12 protein-coding genes are annotated in these 17485 nt (G+C 58.9%); 11 read left to right on the top strand and 1 reads right to left on the bottom strand.

What is annotated here, in order from left to right; genetic code table 11:
• The first annotated feature begins 35 nt into the window (after positions 1 to 35).
• From rplK to AAC077_RS07040, 8 genes are all read left to right on the top strand, one after another.
• Positions 36 to 461: a 50S ribosomal protein L11 gene (gene rplK / locus AAC077_RS07075; RefSeq protein ID WP_028957946.1), complete on the top strand. Its 426-nt coding sequence runs from the start codon at positions 36 to 38 to the stop codon at positions 459 to 461.
• A 1-nt stretch (position 462) separates the two neighbouring features.
• A complete protein-coding gene (gene rplA / locus AAC077_RS07070) occupies positions 463 to 1161 on the top strand; it encodes a 50S ribosomal protein L1 (RefSeq protein WP_339768012.1) in 699 nt (232 codons plus the stop codon).
• A 266-nt stretch (positions 1162 to 1427) separates the two neighbouring features.
• A complete protein-coding gene (gene rplJ / locus AAC077_RS07065) occupies positions 1428 to 1943 on the top strand; it encodes a 50S ribosomal protein L10 (RefSeq protein ID WP_028957948.1) in 516 nt (171 codons plus the stop codon).
• Positions 1944 to 2014: 71 nt separating this feature from the next.
• Positions 2015 to 2389 (top strand): 50S ribosomal protein L7/L12, encoded by a 375-nt coding sequence (gene rplL / locus AAC077_RS07060; protein ID WP_028957949.1) that lies wholly within the window; start codon positions 2015 to 2017, stop codon positions 2387 to 2389.
• A gap of 246 nt (positions 2390 to 2635) precedes the next feature.
• Positions 2636 to 6772 (top strand): DNA-directed RNA polymerase subunit beta, encoded by a 4137-nt coding sequence (rpoB, locus tag AAC077_RS07055; protein WP_339768010.1) that lies wholly within the window; start codon positions 2636 to 2638, stop codon positions 6770 to 6772.
• 70 nt (positions 6773 to 6842) lie between these two features.
• Positions 6843 to 11093 (top strand): DNA-directed RNA polymerase subunit beta', encoded by a 4251-nt coding sequence (gene rpoC / locus AAC077_RS07050; RefSeq protein ID WP_339768008.1) that lies wholly within the window; start codon positions 6843 to 6845, stop codon positions 11091 to 11093.
• Between the two features lie 164 nt (positions 11094 to 11257).
• A complete protein-coding gene (locus AAC077_RS07045) occupies positions 11258 to 12070 on the top strand; it encodes a glycosyltransferase (RefSeq protein ID WP_339768006.1) in 813 nt (270 codons plus the stop codon).
• Positions 12070 to 12936, top strand: a complete 867-nt coding sequence (locus tag AAC077_RS07040; RefSeq protein ID WP_339768004.1) for a DMT family transporter — start codon at positions 12070 to 12072, stop codon at positions 12934 to 12936. Before AAC077_RS07045 ends, AAC077_RS07040 begins: the two co-directional genes overlap by 1 nt.
• Here AAC077_RS07040 and AAC077_RS07035 read toward each other — a convergent pair.
• Positions 12925 to 13734, bottom strand: a complete 810-nt coding sequence (locus AAC077_RS07035) for a putative rhamnosyl transferase (RefSeq protein WP_339768002.1) — start codon at positions 13732 to 13734, stop codon at positions 12925 to 12927. The two genes, AAC077_RS07040 and AAC077_RS07035, sit on opposite strands and share 12 nt — an antisense overlap.
• A 401-nt stretch (positions 13735 to 14135) precedes the next feature.
• Here AAC077_RS07035 and rpsL point away from each other — a divergent pair, with 401 nt between their 5' ends.
• From rpsL to fusA, 3 genes are all read left to right on the top strand, one after another.
• Positions 14136 to 14507 (top strand): 30S ribosomal protein S12, encoded by a 372-nt coding sequence (rpsL, locus tag AAC077_RS07030; RefSeq protein ID WP_028957955.1) that lies wholly within the window; start codon positions 14136 to 14138, stop codon positions 14505 to 14507.
• A 203-nt stretch (positions 14508 to 14710) separates the two neighbouring features.
• On the top strand, positions 14711 to 15181 hold the full coding sequence (gene rpsG / locus AAC077_RS07025; protein ID WP_028957956.1) for a 30S ribosomal protein S7: 471 nt from the start codon (positions 14711 to 14713) through the stop codon (positions 15179 to 15181).
• Positions 15182 to 15221: 40 nt separating this feature from the next.
• Positions 15222 to 17339, top strand: coding sequence for an elongation factor G (gene fusA, locus AAC077_RS07020; protein WP_339767996.1), 2118 nt, complete (start codon positions 15222 to 15224; stop codon positions 17337 to 17339).
• Positions 17340 to 17485: the final 146 nt, after the last annotated feature.

Below are 17485 nucleotides of genomic sequence, written 5' to 3'. Positions count from 1 at the left end.
ACGCGTCCTGCGGGGGTTGAAATAGGAGAAGGCCCATGGCCAAGAAACTCGTTGGCACGATGAAGTTGCAAGTGCCCGCCGGTCAAGCAAACCCCTCCCCGCCGGTCGGTCCGGCGCTGGGTCAGCGCGGCATCAACATCATGGAATTCTGCAAGGCGTTCAACGCCAAGACCGCAGATATGGAGCCCGGTGCGCCGTGCCCGACCGTGATCACGTATTATCAGGACAAGTCCTTTACCATGGACATCAAGACGCCTCCTGCGTCGTATTTCCTGAAAAAAGCGGCCAAGGTGAAGTCTGGTGCGAAAACGCCCAGCCGTGAAACCGTCGGCACTGTGACCACCAAGCAGATCCGCGAAATCGCCGAAGCGAAGATGAAAGACCTGAACGCCAATTCGATCGAAGCGGCGATGCAGATCATCCTGGGCTCTGCCCGCTCTATGGGCATCGAGGTGAAGTAAGATGGCAAAGTACGGAAAACGCACCACCGCTGCCCGCGAAGCATTTGCTGGCAAAGAGAACCTGTCGGTTGAAGACGCCGTTGCGCTGATCAAGGGCAACGCCAAAGCCAAGTTCGACGAAACCATCGAGATTTCGATGAACCTGGGTGTCGACCCCCGTCACGCTGACCAGATGGTCCGCGGCGTGGTCGGTTTGCCGAACGGCACAGGCAAAGACGTGCGCGTCGCTGTCTTTGCGCGTGGCCCCAAGGCCGACGAAGCCAAAGCAGCCGGAGCCGACATCGTTGGCGCCGAGGACCTGATGGAAATCGTGCAAGGCGGCAAGATCGAATTCGATCGCTGCATTGCAACCCCGGACATGATGCCGATCGTCGGCCGTCTGGGCAAGGTTCTGGGCCCCCGCAACCTGATGCCGAACCCCAAAGTGGGCACGGTCACCATGGATGTGGCGGACGCGGTCAAAGCTGCCAAAGGCGGTGAAGTCCAGTTCAAAGCCGAAAAAGCGGGCGTCGTGCACGCTGGCGTCGGCAAAGTGTCGTTCGACACCGACAAGCTGGCCGAAAACATTCGCGCCTTCGTCGGTGCCGTGGCCAAGGCGCGTCCCGCCGGTGCCAAAGGCACATATATGAAAAAGGTTTCGCTCAGCTCCACTATGGGCCCGGGCGTGTCGGTTGACGTGGACAACGCGGTTACCGAGTAAGCATTTCGGGGCAGGGGAAACCTTGCCCCGCACAAGATCCCGCGCAAGCGGGTTGGCGGGGACGCCTTTTGCAAGGTTCCCCCGTTCTGTCCGAGACGGAGGGTGGATGCAGCCGCATTCATAATTCCTTCCTGAGATGGGAAACGAGATTTAAAGGATCCGCCTTGCGGTGATTTTGGCCTCGGTCCCTGAAACGGACCTAAGTGGTGGCCCCTCGGGGTTGCTGAATTGAGCCGGGGGGAAACCCCCATACTTGGAGTGAAACTGTGGATAGAGCCCAGAAAGAGAAAGTGGTCGAGGAACTCGGCCAAATCTTCGAAAGCTCTGGCGTCGTTGTGGTAGCCCACTACGCCGGTCTGACAGTTGCGAACATGCAAGATCTGCGTGCCCGTGCCGCCGAGCACGGAAGCGCAGTGCGTGTTGCCAAAAACAGGCTCGCCAAAATCGCCCTTGAAGGACAGCCCTGCGCAAGCATCGGTGACCTCCTGACGGGTATGACCGTTCTGACCTTCTCCGAAGATCCCGTGGCTGCTGCCAAGGTGTCCGAGGACTTTGCCAAAGACCACGACAAATTCGTGATCCTCGGCGGGGCCATGGGTGAGAACGCTCTGGACCGGGCTGGTGTTACAGCTGTGTCGAAAATGCCTTCGCGCGAGGAGCTTATTGCTTCGATCGTGGGCTGCATCGCCGCACCTGCAAGCAACATCGCCGGGGCCATTGGCGCGCCTGCAAGCAACATCGCATCCATCTTGTCCACAATCGAGGACAAGGCGGCTGCATAAAGCAACGTCATACTGGCGTGTGGTTGACCCATCACGTTGGAACACACATATCGTAACGGAAAGAGCTGAACATGGCTGATCTGAAAAAACTGGCAGAAGACATCGTTGGTCTGACCCTGCTGGAAGCACAAGAACTGAAAACAATCCTCAAAGACGAGTACGGCATCGAGCCCGCCGCTGGTGGCGCTGTGATGATGGCTGGTCCTGCTGACGCCGGTGGCGCAGCCGAGGAAGAGAAGACTGAATTCGACGTCGTTCTGAAAAACGCAGGCGCATCGAAAATCAACGTCATCAAAGAAGTCCGCGGCATCACAGGCCTGGGCCTGAAAGAAGCCAAAGACTTGGTCGAAGCCGGTGGCAAGATCAAAGAAGGCGTGTCGAAAGACGAAGCTGAAGAAATCAAAACCAAGCTGGAAGCAGCTGGCGCTGAAGTCGAACTGGCGTAAGCCAACTGCATGGGGCTTGCCCCATGTCGCATTCAAGGCTGGATCCGGAATTTTCCGGGTCCAGCCGAACCTGTCTTGGCAAGGGCTTCTGAATGAAGCGTTTTCCAGGATGTGGTTTCAAAGGTCGGGAGGCACTCGGTGGGACGAGGGCCATGAATTGACCGAAACCCAACCATCTCGACTGGGCGGTGTACCGTGGCCCGACGGTGCGCGCGCTCGCAGAGAATCTGAAAGGTGACAGTTCACATGGCGCAATCCTTCCTTGGCCAGAAACGTCTTCGTAAATATTACGGCAAAATCCGCGAAGTGCTGGAAATGCCGAACCTGATCGAGGTTCAAAAATCCTCGTACGATCTTTTCCTGAACTCCGGCGACGCTGAAACCCCCACCGATGGTGATGGTATTCAAGGCGTGTTCCAATCGGTATTCCCGATCAAGGATTTCAACGAAACTTCCGTGCTGGAATACGTCAAATACGAGCTGGAAAAGCCGAAATATGACGTTGAAGAATGCCAGCAACGTGACATGACCTACAGCGCGCCGCTGAAAGTGACGCTGCGCCTGATCGTGTTTGATGTCGACGAAGACACAGGCGCGAAATCGGTCAAAGACATCAAAGAACAAGACGTGTTCATGGGCGACATGCCCCTGATGACGCCGAACGGCACTTTTGTCGTGAACGGCACCGAACGTGTGATCGTTTCCCAGATGCACCGTTCGCCGGGCGTGTTCTTTGACCACGACAAGGGCAAGACCCACTCTTCGGGCAAACTGCTGTTCGCCTGCCGCATCATTCCCTATCGCGGCAGCTGGCTGGACTTTGAATTCGACGCCAAGGACATCGTGTTCGCACGTATCGACCGTCGTCGGAAGCTTCCTGTCACAACCCTGCTGTATGCGCTGGGTCTGGACCAAGAAGCGATCATGGACGCCTATTACAAGACCGTCACGTTCAAGCTGGAGAAGAACAAGGGCTGGGTCACGCCGTTCTTCCCCGACCGTGTGCGCGGCACCCGTCCCACATATGATCTGGTGAACGCGGCTTCTGGCGAAGTGATTGCCGAAGCCGGCAAGAAAATCACCCCCCGCGCGGTCAAGCAGATGATCGACGCAGGCGACGTGGAAAACCTGTTGGTTCCGTTCGATCACATCGTTGGCAAATTCGCAGCCAAGGACATGATCAACGAAGAAACCGGCGCGATCTACATCGAAGCCGGTGACGAGCTGACGCTGGAATACGACAAAGACGGCGATCTGATCGGCGGCACAGCCAAAGAGCTGATCGACGCAGGCGTCACCGAGATCCCCGTGCTGGACATCGACAACATCAACGTCGGTCCGTACATGCGCAACACGATGCACAACGACAAGAACATGAACCGCGACACCGCGCTCATGGACATCTATCGCGTGATGCGCCCGGGCGAGCCGCCCACCGTCGAAGCGGCGTCGAACCTGTTCGACACGCTGTTCTTTGACAGCGAGCGTTACGACCTGTCCGCCGTTGGCCGTGTGAAAATGAACATGCGTCTGAACCTGGACGCAGAAGACACACAGCGCACCCTGCGCCGCGAAGACATCGTTTCGTGCATCAAGGCGCTGGTCGATCTGCGTGACGGGCGTGGCGACATCGACGACATTGACCACCTGGGCAACCGTCGTGTGCGTTCCGTTGGCGAGCTGATGGAAAACCAGTACCGCGTTGGCCTGCTGCGCATGGAACGTGCGATCAAGGAACGCATGTCGTCCGTCGAGATCGACACCGTAATGCCCCAGGATCTGATCAACGCCAAACCGGCGGCAGCGGCTGTGCGCGAATTCTTCGGCTCCAGCCAGCTTTCGCAGTTCATGGACCAAACCAACCCGCTGTCCGAAGTGACACACAAACGCCGTCTGTCGGCGCTTGGGCCGGGCGGTTTGACCCGCGAGCGTGCAGGCTTTGAGGTGCGTGACGTTCACCCGACCCACTATGGTCGGATGTGCCCGATTGAAACGCCCGAAGGTCCGAACATTGGTCTGATCAACTCGCTGGCCACCTTTGCCCGCGTGAACAAATACGGCTTCATCGAAACACCCTACCGTGTCGTCAAAGACTCGGTGGTGACGGATGAAGTGCACTATATGTCCGCGACCGAGGAAATGCGTCACACCGTGGCGCAGGCGAACGCCAACCTCGACGAGAACATGCGTTTTGTGAACGATCTGGTGTCGACACGGAAATCGGGCGACTACACGCTGTCCCCGAACGAAAACGTTGATCTGATCGACGTGTCGCCGAAACAGTTGGTTTCGGTCGCCGCATCGCTGATCCCGTTCCTTGAAAACGACGACGCCAACCGCGCCTTGATGGGCTCGAACATGCAACGTCAGGCCGTGCCGCTTCTGCGGGCCGAGGCGCCGCTGGTCGGCACCGGCATCGAAGAAGTCGTGGCGCGCGATTCCGGCGCTGCGATCATGGCGAAACGGGCCGGTATCATCGACCAGGTCGATGCGACCCGTATCGTTGTGCGTGCCACATCCGATCTGGAACTGGGCGACGCGGGTGTGGACATTTACCGCATGCGCAAATTCCAGCGTTCGAACCAGAACACCTGCATCAACCAGCGTCCGCTGGTCAAAGTGGGTGACACGGTTCAGAAGGGCGAAGTGATTGCCGATGGTCCGTCCACCGATATGGGCGAACTGGCCTTGGGCAAAAACGTGGTCGTCGCGTTCATGCCGTGGAACGGCTACAACTACGAAGACTCGATCCTGATTTCTGAGCGCGTGTCGCGTGATGACGTCTTTACCTCGATCCACATCGAGGAATTCGAAGTCGCCGCCCGTGACACCAAGCTTGGGCCAGAGGAAATCACCCGCGACATTCCCAACGTCGGTGAAGAAGCGCTGCGCAACCTCGACGAGGCTGGCATCGTGTACATCGGTGCGGATGTTGAACCGGGCGATATTCTGGTCGGCAAGATCACACCCAAGGGCGAAAGCCCGATGACGCCGGAAGAAAAGCTGCTGCGCGCCATCTTTGGTGAAAAGGCATCAGACGTCCGCGATACATCGCTGCGGGTGAAACCGGGTGACTTCGGCACGGTCGTCGAAGTGCGCGTGTTCAACCGCCACGGTGTGGAAAAAGACGAACGCGCCCTGCAAATCGAGCGTGAAGAAGTCGAAAGCCTGGCCCGTGACCGCGACGACGAACTCGCGATCCTCGACCGCAACATCTATGCCCGTCTGGGCGACATGCTGTTGGGCAAGGAAGTGGCCAAGGGTCCGAAAGGCGTGAAAGCCGGCAGCACTGTCGACGCTGACATGCTGGACGCCTACCCGCGTTCGGCCTGGTGGCAGATTGCGTTGAAAGACGAGCAATCGGCACAGGTGATCGAGGCCCTGAACGAGCAGTACGAAGTGCAAAAGCGCACTTTGGACGCCCGTTTCGAGGACAAGGTCGAGAAAGTCCGCCGTGGCGACGACCTGCCGCCGGGCGTGATGAAGATGGTCAAAGTCTTTGTCGCGGTAAAGCGCAAGCTGCAACCGGGCGACAAGATGGCGGGCCGCCACGGGAACAAAGGGGTTATCTCCAAAGTGGTTCCCATGGAGGACATGCCGTTCCTGGCCGATGGTACACCTGTCGACTTCTGTCTGAACCCGCTGGGCGTGCCGTCGCGCATGAACGTCGGTCAGATCCTCGAAACCCACATGGGTTGGGCCTCGCGTGGGCTGGGCATCAACGTGGACGAGGCATTGCAGGAATACCGCCGGTCGGGTGACCTGACCCCGGTGCGCGAAGCGATGCATCTGGCTTACGGCGATGATGTCTACGACGAGGGCATCAAGGACATGGAAGAGGATGTGCTGCTGGAAGCGGCGGGCAACGTGACCCGCGGCGTTCCGATCGCCACGCCCGTCTTTGACGGCGCGAAAGAGGCGGACGTGAACAACGCGCTCAGCCGTGCAGGCTTTGACACATCCGGTCAGTCGATCCTGTTCGACGGTCGCACAGGCGAGCAGTTTGCCCGTCCCGTGACCGTTGGCATGAAGTACCTGCTGAAACTGCATCACCTTGTGGACGACAAGATCCACGCGCGTTCGACCGGGCCGTACAGCCTGGTCACCCAGCAGCCGCTGGGTGGTAAGGCGCAATTCGGTGGTCAGCGCTTTGGTGAGATGGAAGTCTGGGCTTTGGAAGCTTACGGCGCCGCCTACACCTTGCAGGAAATGCTGACAGTCAAGTCGGACGACGTGGCCGGACGGACGAAAGTCTATGAAAGCATCGTCAAAGGCGAGGACAACTTTGAAGCCGGCGTGCCGGAATCCTTCAACGTTCTGGTCAAAGAAGTCCGAGGCCTCGGCCTGAACATGGAACTCCTGGACGCTGAGGAAGACGAATAACGGCGGCGGGCGGGGTTAACCCCGCCCTCCCGTTGCTCTCTTCCAATGCCTCCCTTTCAAGGATTTGAAAATGAACCAGGAACTTACAAACAACCCGTTCAACCCGGTCGCACCGGTCAAGACGTTTGACGAAATCAAGGTCTCGCTGGCCTCGCCGGAACGCATTCTGTCGTGGTCCTTTGGCGAGATCAAAAAGCCCGAAACCATCAACTACCGCACGTTCAAACCCGAGCGTGACGGCCTGTTCTGCGCGCGCATCTTTGGCCCGATCAAAGATTACGAATGCCTGTGCGGCAAATACAAACGCATGAAATACCGCGGCGTCGTCTGCGAGAAATGCGGCGTTGAAGTCACGTTGCAAAAGGTCCGCCGCGAGCGGATGGGCCACATCGAGCTGGCGTCGCCGGTTGCGCACATCTGGTTCCTGAAATCGCTGCCTTCGCGCATCGGTCTGATGCTGGACATGACACTGCGTGATCTGGAACGCGTGCTGTATTTTGAAAACTACGTCGTGATCGAACCCGGCCTGACGGACCTGACTTACGGTCAAATGCTGACCGAAGAAGAGTTCATGGACGCGCAGGACGCCTATGGCATGGACGCCTTCACCGCCAACATCGGCGCTGAAGCGATCCGCGAAATGCTGTCGATGATCGACCTGGAAGCCGAAGCAGACAACCTGCGTGCGGATCTGAAAGAGGCCACAGGCGAACTGAAGCCCAAGAAGATCATCAAGCGCCTGAAAGTCGTGGAAAGCTTCCTGGAATCCGGCAACCGCCCCGAGTGGATGGTTCTGACCGTGATCCCCGTGATCCCGCCAGAACTGCGCCCGCTGGTGCCGCTGGACGGTGGCCGCTTTGCCACGTCGGATCTGAACGACCTGTATCGCCGCGTGATCAACCGGAACAACCGTCTGAAGCGTCTGATTGAACTGCGTGCGCCCGACATCATCGTGCGCAACGAAAAGCGGATGCTGCAAGAATCCGTCGACGCATTGTTCGACAACGGCCGTCGTGGCCGCGTCATCACCGGTGCCAACAAGCGCCCGCTGAAGTCGCTGTCGGACATGCTGAAGGGTAAGCAAGGTCGCTTCCGTCAGAACCTTTTGGGCAAGCGCGTCGACTTTTCGGGTCGTTCGGTCATCGTGACCGGCCCGGAACTGAAGTTGCACCAGTGCGGTCTGCCCAAAAAGATGGCGCTCGAGCTGTTCAAGCCGTTCATCTATTCACGTCTCGAGGCCAAGGGCCTGTCGAGCACGGTGAAGCAAGCCAAGAAACTGGTCGAAAAAGAACGTCCCGAGGTTTGGGACATTCTGGATGAAGTCATCCGCGAACACCCCGTCATGCTGAACCGTGCGCCGACGCTGCACCGTTTGGGCATTCAGGCGTTCGAACCGATCCTGATCGAAGGCAAGGCGATCCAGCTTCACCCGCTGGTCTGCTCGGCCTTTAACGCCGACTTTGACGGTGACCAAATGGCGGTTCACGTGCCCCTCTCGCTGGAAGCCCAGCTTGAAGCGCGCGTTCTGATGATGTCGACCAACAACGTTCTGTCGCCTGCCAACGGCGCACCGATCATCGTTCCGTCGCAGGATATGATCTTGGGTCTGTACTACACGACCCTGGAACGTTCCGGCATGAAGGGCGAAGGCATGGTCTTTGGCTCGATCGACGAGGTTCAGCACGCGCTGGACGCGGGTGAGATTCACCTGCACTCGAAGATCACGGCACGGATCACGCAGATCGACGACGACGGTCAGGAAATCCTGAAGCGCTATGAAACCACGCCGGGCCGTGTCCGTCTGGGCGCGCTTCTGCCGCTGAACGCCAAGGCACCTTTCGATCTGGTCAACCGTCTGCTGCGCAAGAAAGAAGTGCAGCAGATCATTGATACCGTGTACCGGTATTGCGGCCAGAAAGAGAGCGTCATCTTCTGTGACCAGATCATGACCATGGGTTTCCGCGAGGCTTTCAAGGCCGGTATTTCGTTCGGTAAGGACGACATGCTGATCCCTGAAACCAAGTGGACCATCGTGGATGAGACACGCGAACTGGTGAAAGACTTTGAACAGCAGTACATGGACGGCCTGATCACTCAGGGTGAAAAGTACAACAAAGTTGTCGACGCCTGGTCGAAGTGTAACGACAAGGTCACCGACGCCATGATGGGCGCGATCTCGGCAGCTCAGCTTGACGAGACCGGCGCCGAAATGGAACCGAACTCGGTTTACATGATGGCCCACTCCGGTGCGCGTGGCTCGGTCACACAGATGAAACAGCTGGGCGGGATGCGCGGTCTGATGGCGAAGCCGAACGGCGACATCATCGAAACGCCGATCATCTCGAACTTCAAGGAAGGTCTGACCGTTCTTGAATACTTCAACTCGACCCACGGCGCCCGTAAGGGTCTGTCGGACACCGCGTTGAAGACGGCGAACTCGGGTTACCTGACCCGTCGTCTGGTGGACGTGGCGCAGGATTGCATCGTGCGCATGATCGACTGCGGCACCGAAAACTCGATCACGGCTGTTGCGGCTGTGAACGACGGTGAAGTTGTGTCGTCGCTGGCAGAGCGTGTTCTGGGCCGTGTCGCGGCCGAGGACGTGTTGAAACCCGGCACCGACGAAGTGCTGATCGCACATGGCACGCTGATCGACGAACGCATGTCCGACGCTGTTGAAGAAAACGGCGTTGCGTCCATGCGTATCCGTTCGCCGCTGACCTGCGAGGCCGAAGAGGGCGTTTGCGCCACTTGCTACGGTCGTGACCTTGCGCGTGGTACGCGCGTGAACACCGGCGAAGCGGTCGGCATCATCGCCGCCCAATCCATCGGTGAACCCGGTACACAGTTGACGATGCGGACCTTCCACATCGGCGGCGTGGCCCAGGGTGGTCAGCAATCCTTCCTGGAAAGCAGCCATGCCGGTAAGGTTCGGATCGAAAACGGTATCACCATCGAAAACGAAGCTGGTGAAACCATGGTCATGGGCCGGAACATGAAGCTGGCGATCCTGGACGAAAACGGTGAAGAACGTGCCAGCCACAAGGTTGGCTACGGCTCGAAACTGTTCGTCAAGGACGGTGACACCATCGCGCGTTCGGCCAAACTGTTCGAATGGGACCCCTACACCCTGCCGATCATCGCCGAGAAATCCGGTACGGCCAAGTTTGTCGATCTGGTCAGCGGCATCGCCGTCAAGGACGAGACCGATGACGCGACAGGCATGACCCAGAAGATCGTGATCGACTGGCGCGCTGCCCCCAAAGGCAACGAGCTGAAGCCGGAAGTGATCCTTGTGGGTGAAGATGGCGAACCGGTCCGCAACGATGCGGGCAACCCGGTGACCTATCCGATGTCCGTGGATGCGGTTCTGTCGATTGAAGACGGCCAAGAGATCAAGGCCGGTGAAATCGTCGCGCGTATCCCGCGTGAAGGCTCCAAAACCAAGGACATCACCGGTGGCCTGCCGCGTGTGGCCGAACTCTTTGAGGCACGTCGCCCCAAAGACCACGCCATCATCGCGGAAATCGACGGCTATGTGCGCTTTGGCAAGGACTACAAGAACAAGCGCCGCATCGCGATCGAAAGCTCGGAAGATCCGGATCACAAGGTCGAGTACATGGTGCCCAAGGGCAAGCACATTCCCGTGGCGGAAGGTGACTTTGTCCAGAAGGGCGACTACATCATGGACGGCAACCCGGCACCGCACGACATCCTTGCCATTATGGGTGTCGAGGCGCTGGCCGACTACATGATCGACGAAGTGCAAGACGTTTACCGCCTGCAAGGTGTGCGGATCAACGACAAGCACATCGAAGTCATCGTGCGTCAGATGCTGCAAAAGTGGGAAATCCAGGACAGCGGCGACACCACGCTGCTCAAGGGCGAACACGTCGACAAGCAGGAATTCGATCAGGCCAACGCCAAGGCGATTTCGAAAAAGGGCCGTCCCGCAACGGGCGAACCGATCCTGTTGGGCATCACCAAGGCAAGCTTGCAAACCCGCAGCTTCATCTCGGCGGCGTCGTTCCAGGAAACCACACGCGTTCTGACCGAAGCATCGGTTCAGGGCAAACGTGACAAACTGGTCGGCCTGAAAGAGAACGTGATTGTTGGTCGTTTGATCCCTGCGGGCACCGGTGGTGCGACACAGCAGATGCGCAAGATCGCGTCGGACCGCGACAATGTCGTGATCGAGGCACGCCGCGAAGAGGCGGAGAAGGCAGCAGCCCTCGCCGCACCCGAGCCGCAGGCGCAGGACGATGTGGTGGGTGGCGACGTGTTCAACACCATCATTTCGGACGAAGACAGCCGCGATTGATCGCACTGACATAAAACTGCAAAAGCCCCCGGTTCGCCGGGGGCTTTTTGCGTTTTGGGGCAAGGCGGTCACGGTTTTTCCGCCCGCTGTCCTGAAAATGAGCAAGAGGGCTTTTTCGTTGCATGATCATCGCTTAGCGTGAGGCCGAACAGGCAGGGCGCGGCATGGCGGACAAAAGCAAAGTACAGATCAAAGGGCTGATCCGGTTTTCGTATCTTTCCGAAAACGGCTTTGCCAAGTCCAAGCAGGGCGTCGATAAGATGCGCGAAATGCTGTATGATCCCGCGCGGCTGGAACGCCGGTTCGCATGGTTTGAAAAGCTGGCCTTTCACACATTGTCCTTGCAGGACGACACGGATTTCAGCGCCGCGATCCTGATCGGTGACAGCTTTCCCGATGCCTACCGCACCCGGCTGGAAAAACTGGTCGACGGGTTCGCGCCGGTCAAGATCGTGTCGCTGCCGCCGATGACTCATGTACAGGCGGTGAAACAGGCCTATTTCGCGCTGCCCGACGACCCCGAGGCGACGCACATCGCAACCTTCCGGCAAGATGACGACGACGGGATGCACCGCGCCACGACCGCGCGCATTCGCAAGGTGTCGCGGGCATTGCTTGCGGCGCGGCCGGTCGACGCGCCGTTTGTCATCGGCTTCAATCGCGGGTTCTACCTGAACACCAGCGCCGACCCGATGCTGACGGAACGGTTCGAACGTACGCCCTTGGGCATCGGTCTGACGCTGGTCGCGCGCAAGGGCGACCATGCCACGGTGTTCCGCCGCAACCACCGCCAGTTCACGCAATACTACGACTGCTACACTGAGGTGGCCGAACCCATGTTCATCCGTTCGGTGCATCAGGACAACGATTCAGGGGCCGAGCCGTCAGGGCGCGAGGGCAGCTTGCGCCCGCGTGGCATTCTGCGTGTGCTGCGCAAGGGCTTTGGCCTGACGCCCGAAATGCTGGAAGGTCTTTGATGTCCCCCAATGTGCTGGGCGCGTTGCTGATGATGGCGTCGATGGCGTGTTTCACGCTGAACGACACTGCGATGAAGCTGACCGACGGGGTGTTGCCACTGGGACAGTTGCTGACCCTGCGCGGTATCTTTTCGACGCTGCTGATCTTTGCGCTGGCCCGCTATCTGGGCGCGCTGCGGTTCAATTTGCGGTGGCGCGACTGGGTGCTTGTCGGCATCCGTTCGACCAGCGAGGTCGTGGCGGCCTATTTCTTTATCACGGCACTGATGAATATGCCGCTGGCCAACATCACGTCGATCCTTCAGGCGCTGCCGCTGACCGTGACCCTGGGCAGCGCGCTGGTGTTCCGCGAGGCCGTGGGGTGGCGGCGGGCGGTGGCGATTGGTGTGGGCTTTGCCGGCATGTTGTTGATCGTTCGACCGGGAACCGAAGGGTTCAACGTCTGGTCGCTGTACGGATTGGCTGCGGTGCTGTGTGTGACCGTGCGCGATCTGGCCACGCGGCGGCTGTCGCCGGATGTGCCGGGCATGACCGTCACTTTCAGCGCCGCCTTTGCAGTACTGCTGTTTTTTGGTGCTTTCAGTTTGGGCGAAACATGGCAGCCGGTCACGCCGCGCCTGTGGGCCCTGCTGGCGGGATCGTCGGTGTTCATCTTTGGCGGTTACTATTTCAGCGTGCAGGTGATGCGCACCGGCGACATCGCGTTCATCGCGCCGTTCCGGTACACGGGGCTGATCTGGGCGTTGGTGATGGGGTGGCTGGTGTTCGGCGACTGGCCCGCGCCGCTGACCCTGCTGGGGGCGGCCATCGTGGTGGGCATGGGGCTGTTCACCCTGTACCGCGAGCGGCAGTTGCTAAAGCGCTGAGAACACCCGCCGCACGTGATCCGCGTCGATGTTGAACACGTCGCGCAGATGCGCCTCGCCGTCGGCATCCAGCAGTTCCAGCGGTACGGGCTTGACGTTGCCCTTCTGGCGGCTGTCGTTGAATTCATTGTGCCCGCGCAGCACCATATCTTCGTTGGTGATGGTGACCGTGGGCATGTTCTGCGCCACCTTGACGTGGGCAAAGTTCATCACGCTTTGCACGATCTTGGGTTTGAACATCAGCCCCAGCCCGGCCGTGGTATAGGGCAGTTTCGTCGGCATCGCCTCGATCCCCTTTGCACTGGCGCGGGCGACAAAGCCCTGGTTAAAGTCGATGGCCACATATTTGTTCTTGGCCGCCAGCCCCTTGATGTCGCGCGCCACCTCGCGCAGCCGTTCGACATATCGCACGCCGACGGCGTCGTCGTCGTCCATGCGGAATTGCAGGCAATGTTCCCCGTCAAAGGCGCGCACCTCGTTGATCGCATCCTGCATGATCTTGCGGTGCCGCTTGGGCGGATAGGCGGCAACAATCGCCTGCGGCACATCCGCCAGCAAAGCGTCGAGCCGTTGACGGTAGTGGTCGGGCAGGCTGTCGCCGATCACCACCAGAAAGGTAAAATCGGGGTCGGTCTGCGCGCGCAGCGGGGGCAGGGTGATGGTTTCAAACGTGGCAAAGCGTTCTTCCATCCGCGCAGGGGAATAGAGATAGGCAATGCGCTCTTCCAGCGTGGGGTGATCCACCTGAAAGCCGCCGATTGCGGGGTACGAAAACCGGCACAGCCCGATCACTTGCATTGCAACGCCCTTTTGTCCGAATATGCACAGGTGACCATGACAAGCCGCGCAGGCCTGTGCAAGATGCCACCCTGCGTGCGCGCTCGGTCTGGTGCTGTTGACACCCGCTGCGACTCCCCCTATACGCGCGTCATCTCGGTGAGGGAGCGGCCTGCTCTCGTCCCGAAATCAGATATGAAGTGCGCACGAACCGGTCTCCTATGGACCCGTTCCTCTGGAAACACACTGCAACGTTCGCCTCGGTACGGGAACGTCGCGGTCATTTCTGCATTGGCGCGTTTCGCGCAACGTATAACGCATCTTTCGGGATGCACCTGAGTTGGTCCGTGGACGCGCGGACGATTGAATTGAAACCGCGGGGTTTTCCCGCAGCACATGTGTAAGACGGGGAAAAAACCGGAATGCCAACGATCCAACAGCTGATCCGCAAGCCGCGCCAGCCTAAAATCCGACGTTCGAAATCGACGCACCTGCAAGAATGCCCGCAAAAGCGCGGCGTTTGCACACGCGTTTATACAACAACGCCTAAGAAACCGAACTCGGCCATGCGTCGTGTTGCGAAGGTTCGCCTGACCAACGGTTTCGAAGTCATCAGCTACATCCCGGGCGAAGGCCACAACCTTCAGGAGCACTCTGTTGTCCTGATCCGTGGCGGCCGTGTAAAAGACCTTCCCGGTGTCCGTTACCACGTACTGCGTGGCGTTCTGGACACCCAAGGCGTCAAAGACCGGAAACAACGTCGTTCGAAATACGGCGCGAAACGTCCGAAGTAATGGTTGGTGGTGCCACCTTTGCCCGATGGGCAGGGGTGGGCCGCCTTTTGGGTTTTGCCGCATCGCAAATCCCGCCCGATCTGACCGCAGCCTGACTGCGGCCCAGATTGAAAAATTCGCTCTCGCATCTTGCGAAACATATCAAAATGCCGCCAGCGCAGTCATAGCGACCGCTGAGTGGCCACCGAAGAGGGAAGCTGAGGATGTCACGTCGTCACGCCGCTGAAAAACGCGAAGTCCTGCCCGACGCCAAGTATGGCGATAAGGTTCTGACAAAATTCATGAACAACCTGATGCTGGACGGTAAGAAATCGACCGCCGAACGCATCGTCTACAACGCACTTGAGCGCGTTGAAGGCAAAATCAAACGCGCACCCGTGGAAGTGTTCCACGAGGCGCTGGACAACATCAAACCCTCCGTCGAAGTGCGTTCGCGCCGCGTCGGTGGTGCGACATACCAGGTTCCCGTCGAAGTGCGCCCCGAGCGCCGCGAAGCCCTGGCAATCCGCTGGTTGATCAAAGCCAGCCGCGCACGGAACGAAAACACCATGGAAGAGCGCCTTGCAGGCGAGCTGATGGATGCCGTTCAGTCCCGCGGCACCGCGGTGAAAAAGCGCGAAGACACACACAAGATGGCCGACGCCAACAAAGCGTTCAGCCACTATCGTTGGTAATACGTCGGTTCTCCGACGCAATCTCTGAGGAAGCAGCCCAATGGCACGCGATTATCCGCTCGACCGCTACCGCAACTTCGGCATCATGGCACACATTGATGCCGGCAAAACCACCTGTTCGGAACGCATCCTGTTCTATACAGGCAAGTCGCACAACATCGGTGAGGTGCACGATGGCGCCGCAACCATGGACTGGATGGAACAAGAGCAAGAGCGTGGGATCACCATCACCTCGGCTGCGACCACCACGTTCTGGGAACGCACCGAAGACGGTGAGACACCCGACACGCCCAAGCACCGCATGAACATCATCGACACCCCCGGCCACGTCGACTTCACCATTGAAGTTGAACGTTCGCTGGCGGTTCTCGATGGTGCGGTTGCCGTTCTCGACGCCAACGCCGGTGTCGAGCCGCAAACCGAAACCGTGTGGCGTCAGGCTGACCGCTACAAGGTTCCGCGCATTGTGTTCGTCAACAAGATGGACAAGATCGGCGCGGACTTCTTCAACTGCGTTCACATGATCCAGGACCGCACCGGCGCGACACCGTGCCCGATCCAGATTCCGATCGGCGCCGAAACCGAGCTGGAAGGCATGATCGACCTGGTCACCATGGAAGAATGGGTCTGGGAAGGTGAAGATCTGGGCGCAAGCTGGTTCAAACGTCCGATCCGCGACAGCCTGAAAGATCAAGCTGACGAATGGCGCGCGAAAATGATCGAAATCGCCGTCGAAATGGACGACGACGTAATGGAAGCATATCTGGAAGGCGAAGAGCCTGACGTGCCGACACTGCGCCGCCTGATCCGTGCCGGTACTTTGGCGATCAAATTCATCCCCGTTCTGTGTGGCTCCGCGTTCAAGAACAAAGGCGTGCAGCCGCTGTTGAACGCCGTGATCGACTATCTGCCGTCGCCGATGGACGTTGTCGATTACATGGGCTTCAAACCCGGTGACGAAACAGAAACACGTAACATTCCGCGTCGCGCGGATGATACAATGGCGTTCTCGGCGCTGGCGTTCAAAATCATGAACGACCCCTTCGTCGGCACCCTGACCTTCACACGCATCTATTCGGGCGTACTGAACAAGGGTGACACGCTGTTGAACTCGACCAAGGGCAACAAAGAACGTGTTGGCCGTATGATGATGATGCACTCGAACGAGCGTGAAGAAATCACCGAAGCGTTCGCGGGCGACATCATCGCGCTGGCGGGTCTGAAGAACACCACAACCGGTGACACGCTGTGCGCTGTCAACGATCCGGTCGTTCTGGAAACGATGACATTCCCCGATCCCGTGATCGAGATTGCCGTCGAGCCCAAGACCAAAGCCGACCAAGAAAAAATGTCGATGGGCCTGCAACGTCTGGCCGCCGAAGATCCCTCTTTCCGCGTCGAGACCGACATCGAATCCGGTCAGACCATCATGAAGGGCATGGGCGAACTTCACCTCGACATCCTGGTCGACCGTCTGCGTCGCGAGTTCAAGGTCGAAGCGAACATCGGTGCCCCGCAAGTGGCCTACCGCGAGACCATCGGTCACGAAGTCGAACACACCTACACCCACAAGAAACAGTCGGGTGGTTCGGGTCAGTTCGGCGAAGTGAAAATGATCATCTCGCCGACAGAGCCGGGCGAAGGTTTCTCGTTCGAAAGCCGCATCGTTGGTGGTTCGGTGCCCAAGGAATACATCCCGGGCGTTGAAAAAGGCATCCGTTCGGTCATGGACAGCGGCCCCCTGGCCGGCTTCCCCGTGATCGACTTCAAGGTTGCGCTGATCGACGGTAAATTCCACGACGTTGACTCGAGCGTTCTGGCGTTCGAAATCGCGGCGCGGATGTGTATGCGTGAAGGCATGCGCAAAGCCGGTGCGAAGATGCTGGAACCGATCATGAAAGTCGAAGTTGTGACACCGGAAGAATATACCGGCGGCATCATCGGCGACCTGACATCGCGTCGCGGTCAGGTTCAGGGTCAGGACACCCGCGGCAACGCGATTGCGATCGACGCATTCGTGCCGCTGGCCAACATGTTCGGCTACATCAACACCCTGCGGTCGATGTCTTCGGGTCGTGCGAACTTCACCATGCAGTTCGATCACTACGAAGCTGTTCCGCAGAACATCTCGGACGAGATTCAGTCCAAATTCGCTTAACGGGATGGCGGGGGATGCCCCGCCCTACCGACCACTCGTAGGGCGGGGCCTGGGCCCCGCCTCCCCACCAAGACAAATAGGAGACCTCCCCCATGGGTAAGGCAAAGTTTGAACGTAACAAACCGCACGTTAACATCGGCACAATC

Origin of the sequence: uncultured Pseudosulfitobacter sp. (genome assembly GCF_963976325.1) — a bacterium.
In the GTDB taxonomy this organism is placed as follows: Bacteria; Pseudomonadota; Alphaproteobacteria; order Rhodobacterales; family Rhodobacteraceae; genus Pseudosulfitobacter.
Note: the sequence above shows the minus strand (reverse complement) of the source record. Positions and strands in the feature narration are given on the sequence as shown.

Coding starts and splice junctions, on each gene's coding strand:
- rplK (WP_028957946.1), top strand. CDS start 36: ATGGCCAAGAAACTCGTTGGCACGATGAAGTTGCAAGTGCCCGCCGGT.
- rplA (WP_339768012.1), top strand. CDS start 463: ATGGCAAAGTACGGAAAACGCACCACCGCTGCCCGCGAAGCATTTGCT.
- rplL (WP_028957949.1), top strand. CDS start 2,015: ATGGCTGATCTGAAAAAACTGGCAGAAGACATCGTTGGTCTGACCCTG.
- rpoB (WP_339768010.1), top strand. CDS start 2,636: ATGGCGCAATCCTTCCTTGGCCAGAAACGTCTTCGTAAATATTACGGC.
- rpoC (WP_339768008.1), top strand. CDS start 6,843: ATGAACCAGGAACTTACAAACAACCCGTTCAACCCGGTCGCACCGGTC.
- AAC077_RS07045 (WP_339768006.1), top strand. CDS start 11,258: ATGGCGGACAAAAGCAAAGTACAGATCAAAGGGCTGATCCGGTTTTCG.
- AAC077_RS07040 (WP_339768004.1), top strand. CDS start 12,070: ATGTCCCCCAATGTGCTGGGCGCGTTGCTGATGATGGCGTCGATGGCG.
- AAC077_RS07035 (WP_339768002.1), bottom strand. CDS start 13,734: ATGCAAGTGATCGGGCTGTGCCGGTTTTCGTACCCCGCAATCGGCGGC.
- rpsL (WP_028957955.1), top strand. CDS start 14,136: ATGCCAACGATCCAACAGCTGATCCGCAAGCCGCGCCAGCCTAAAATC.
- rpsG (WP_028957956.1), top strand. CDS start 14,711: ATGTCACGTCGTCACGCCGCTGAAAAACGCGAAGTCCTGCCCGACGCC.
- fusA (WP_339767996.1), top strand. CDS start 15,222: ATGGCACGCGATTATCCGCTCGACCGCTACCGCAACTTCGGCATCATG.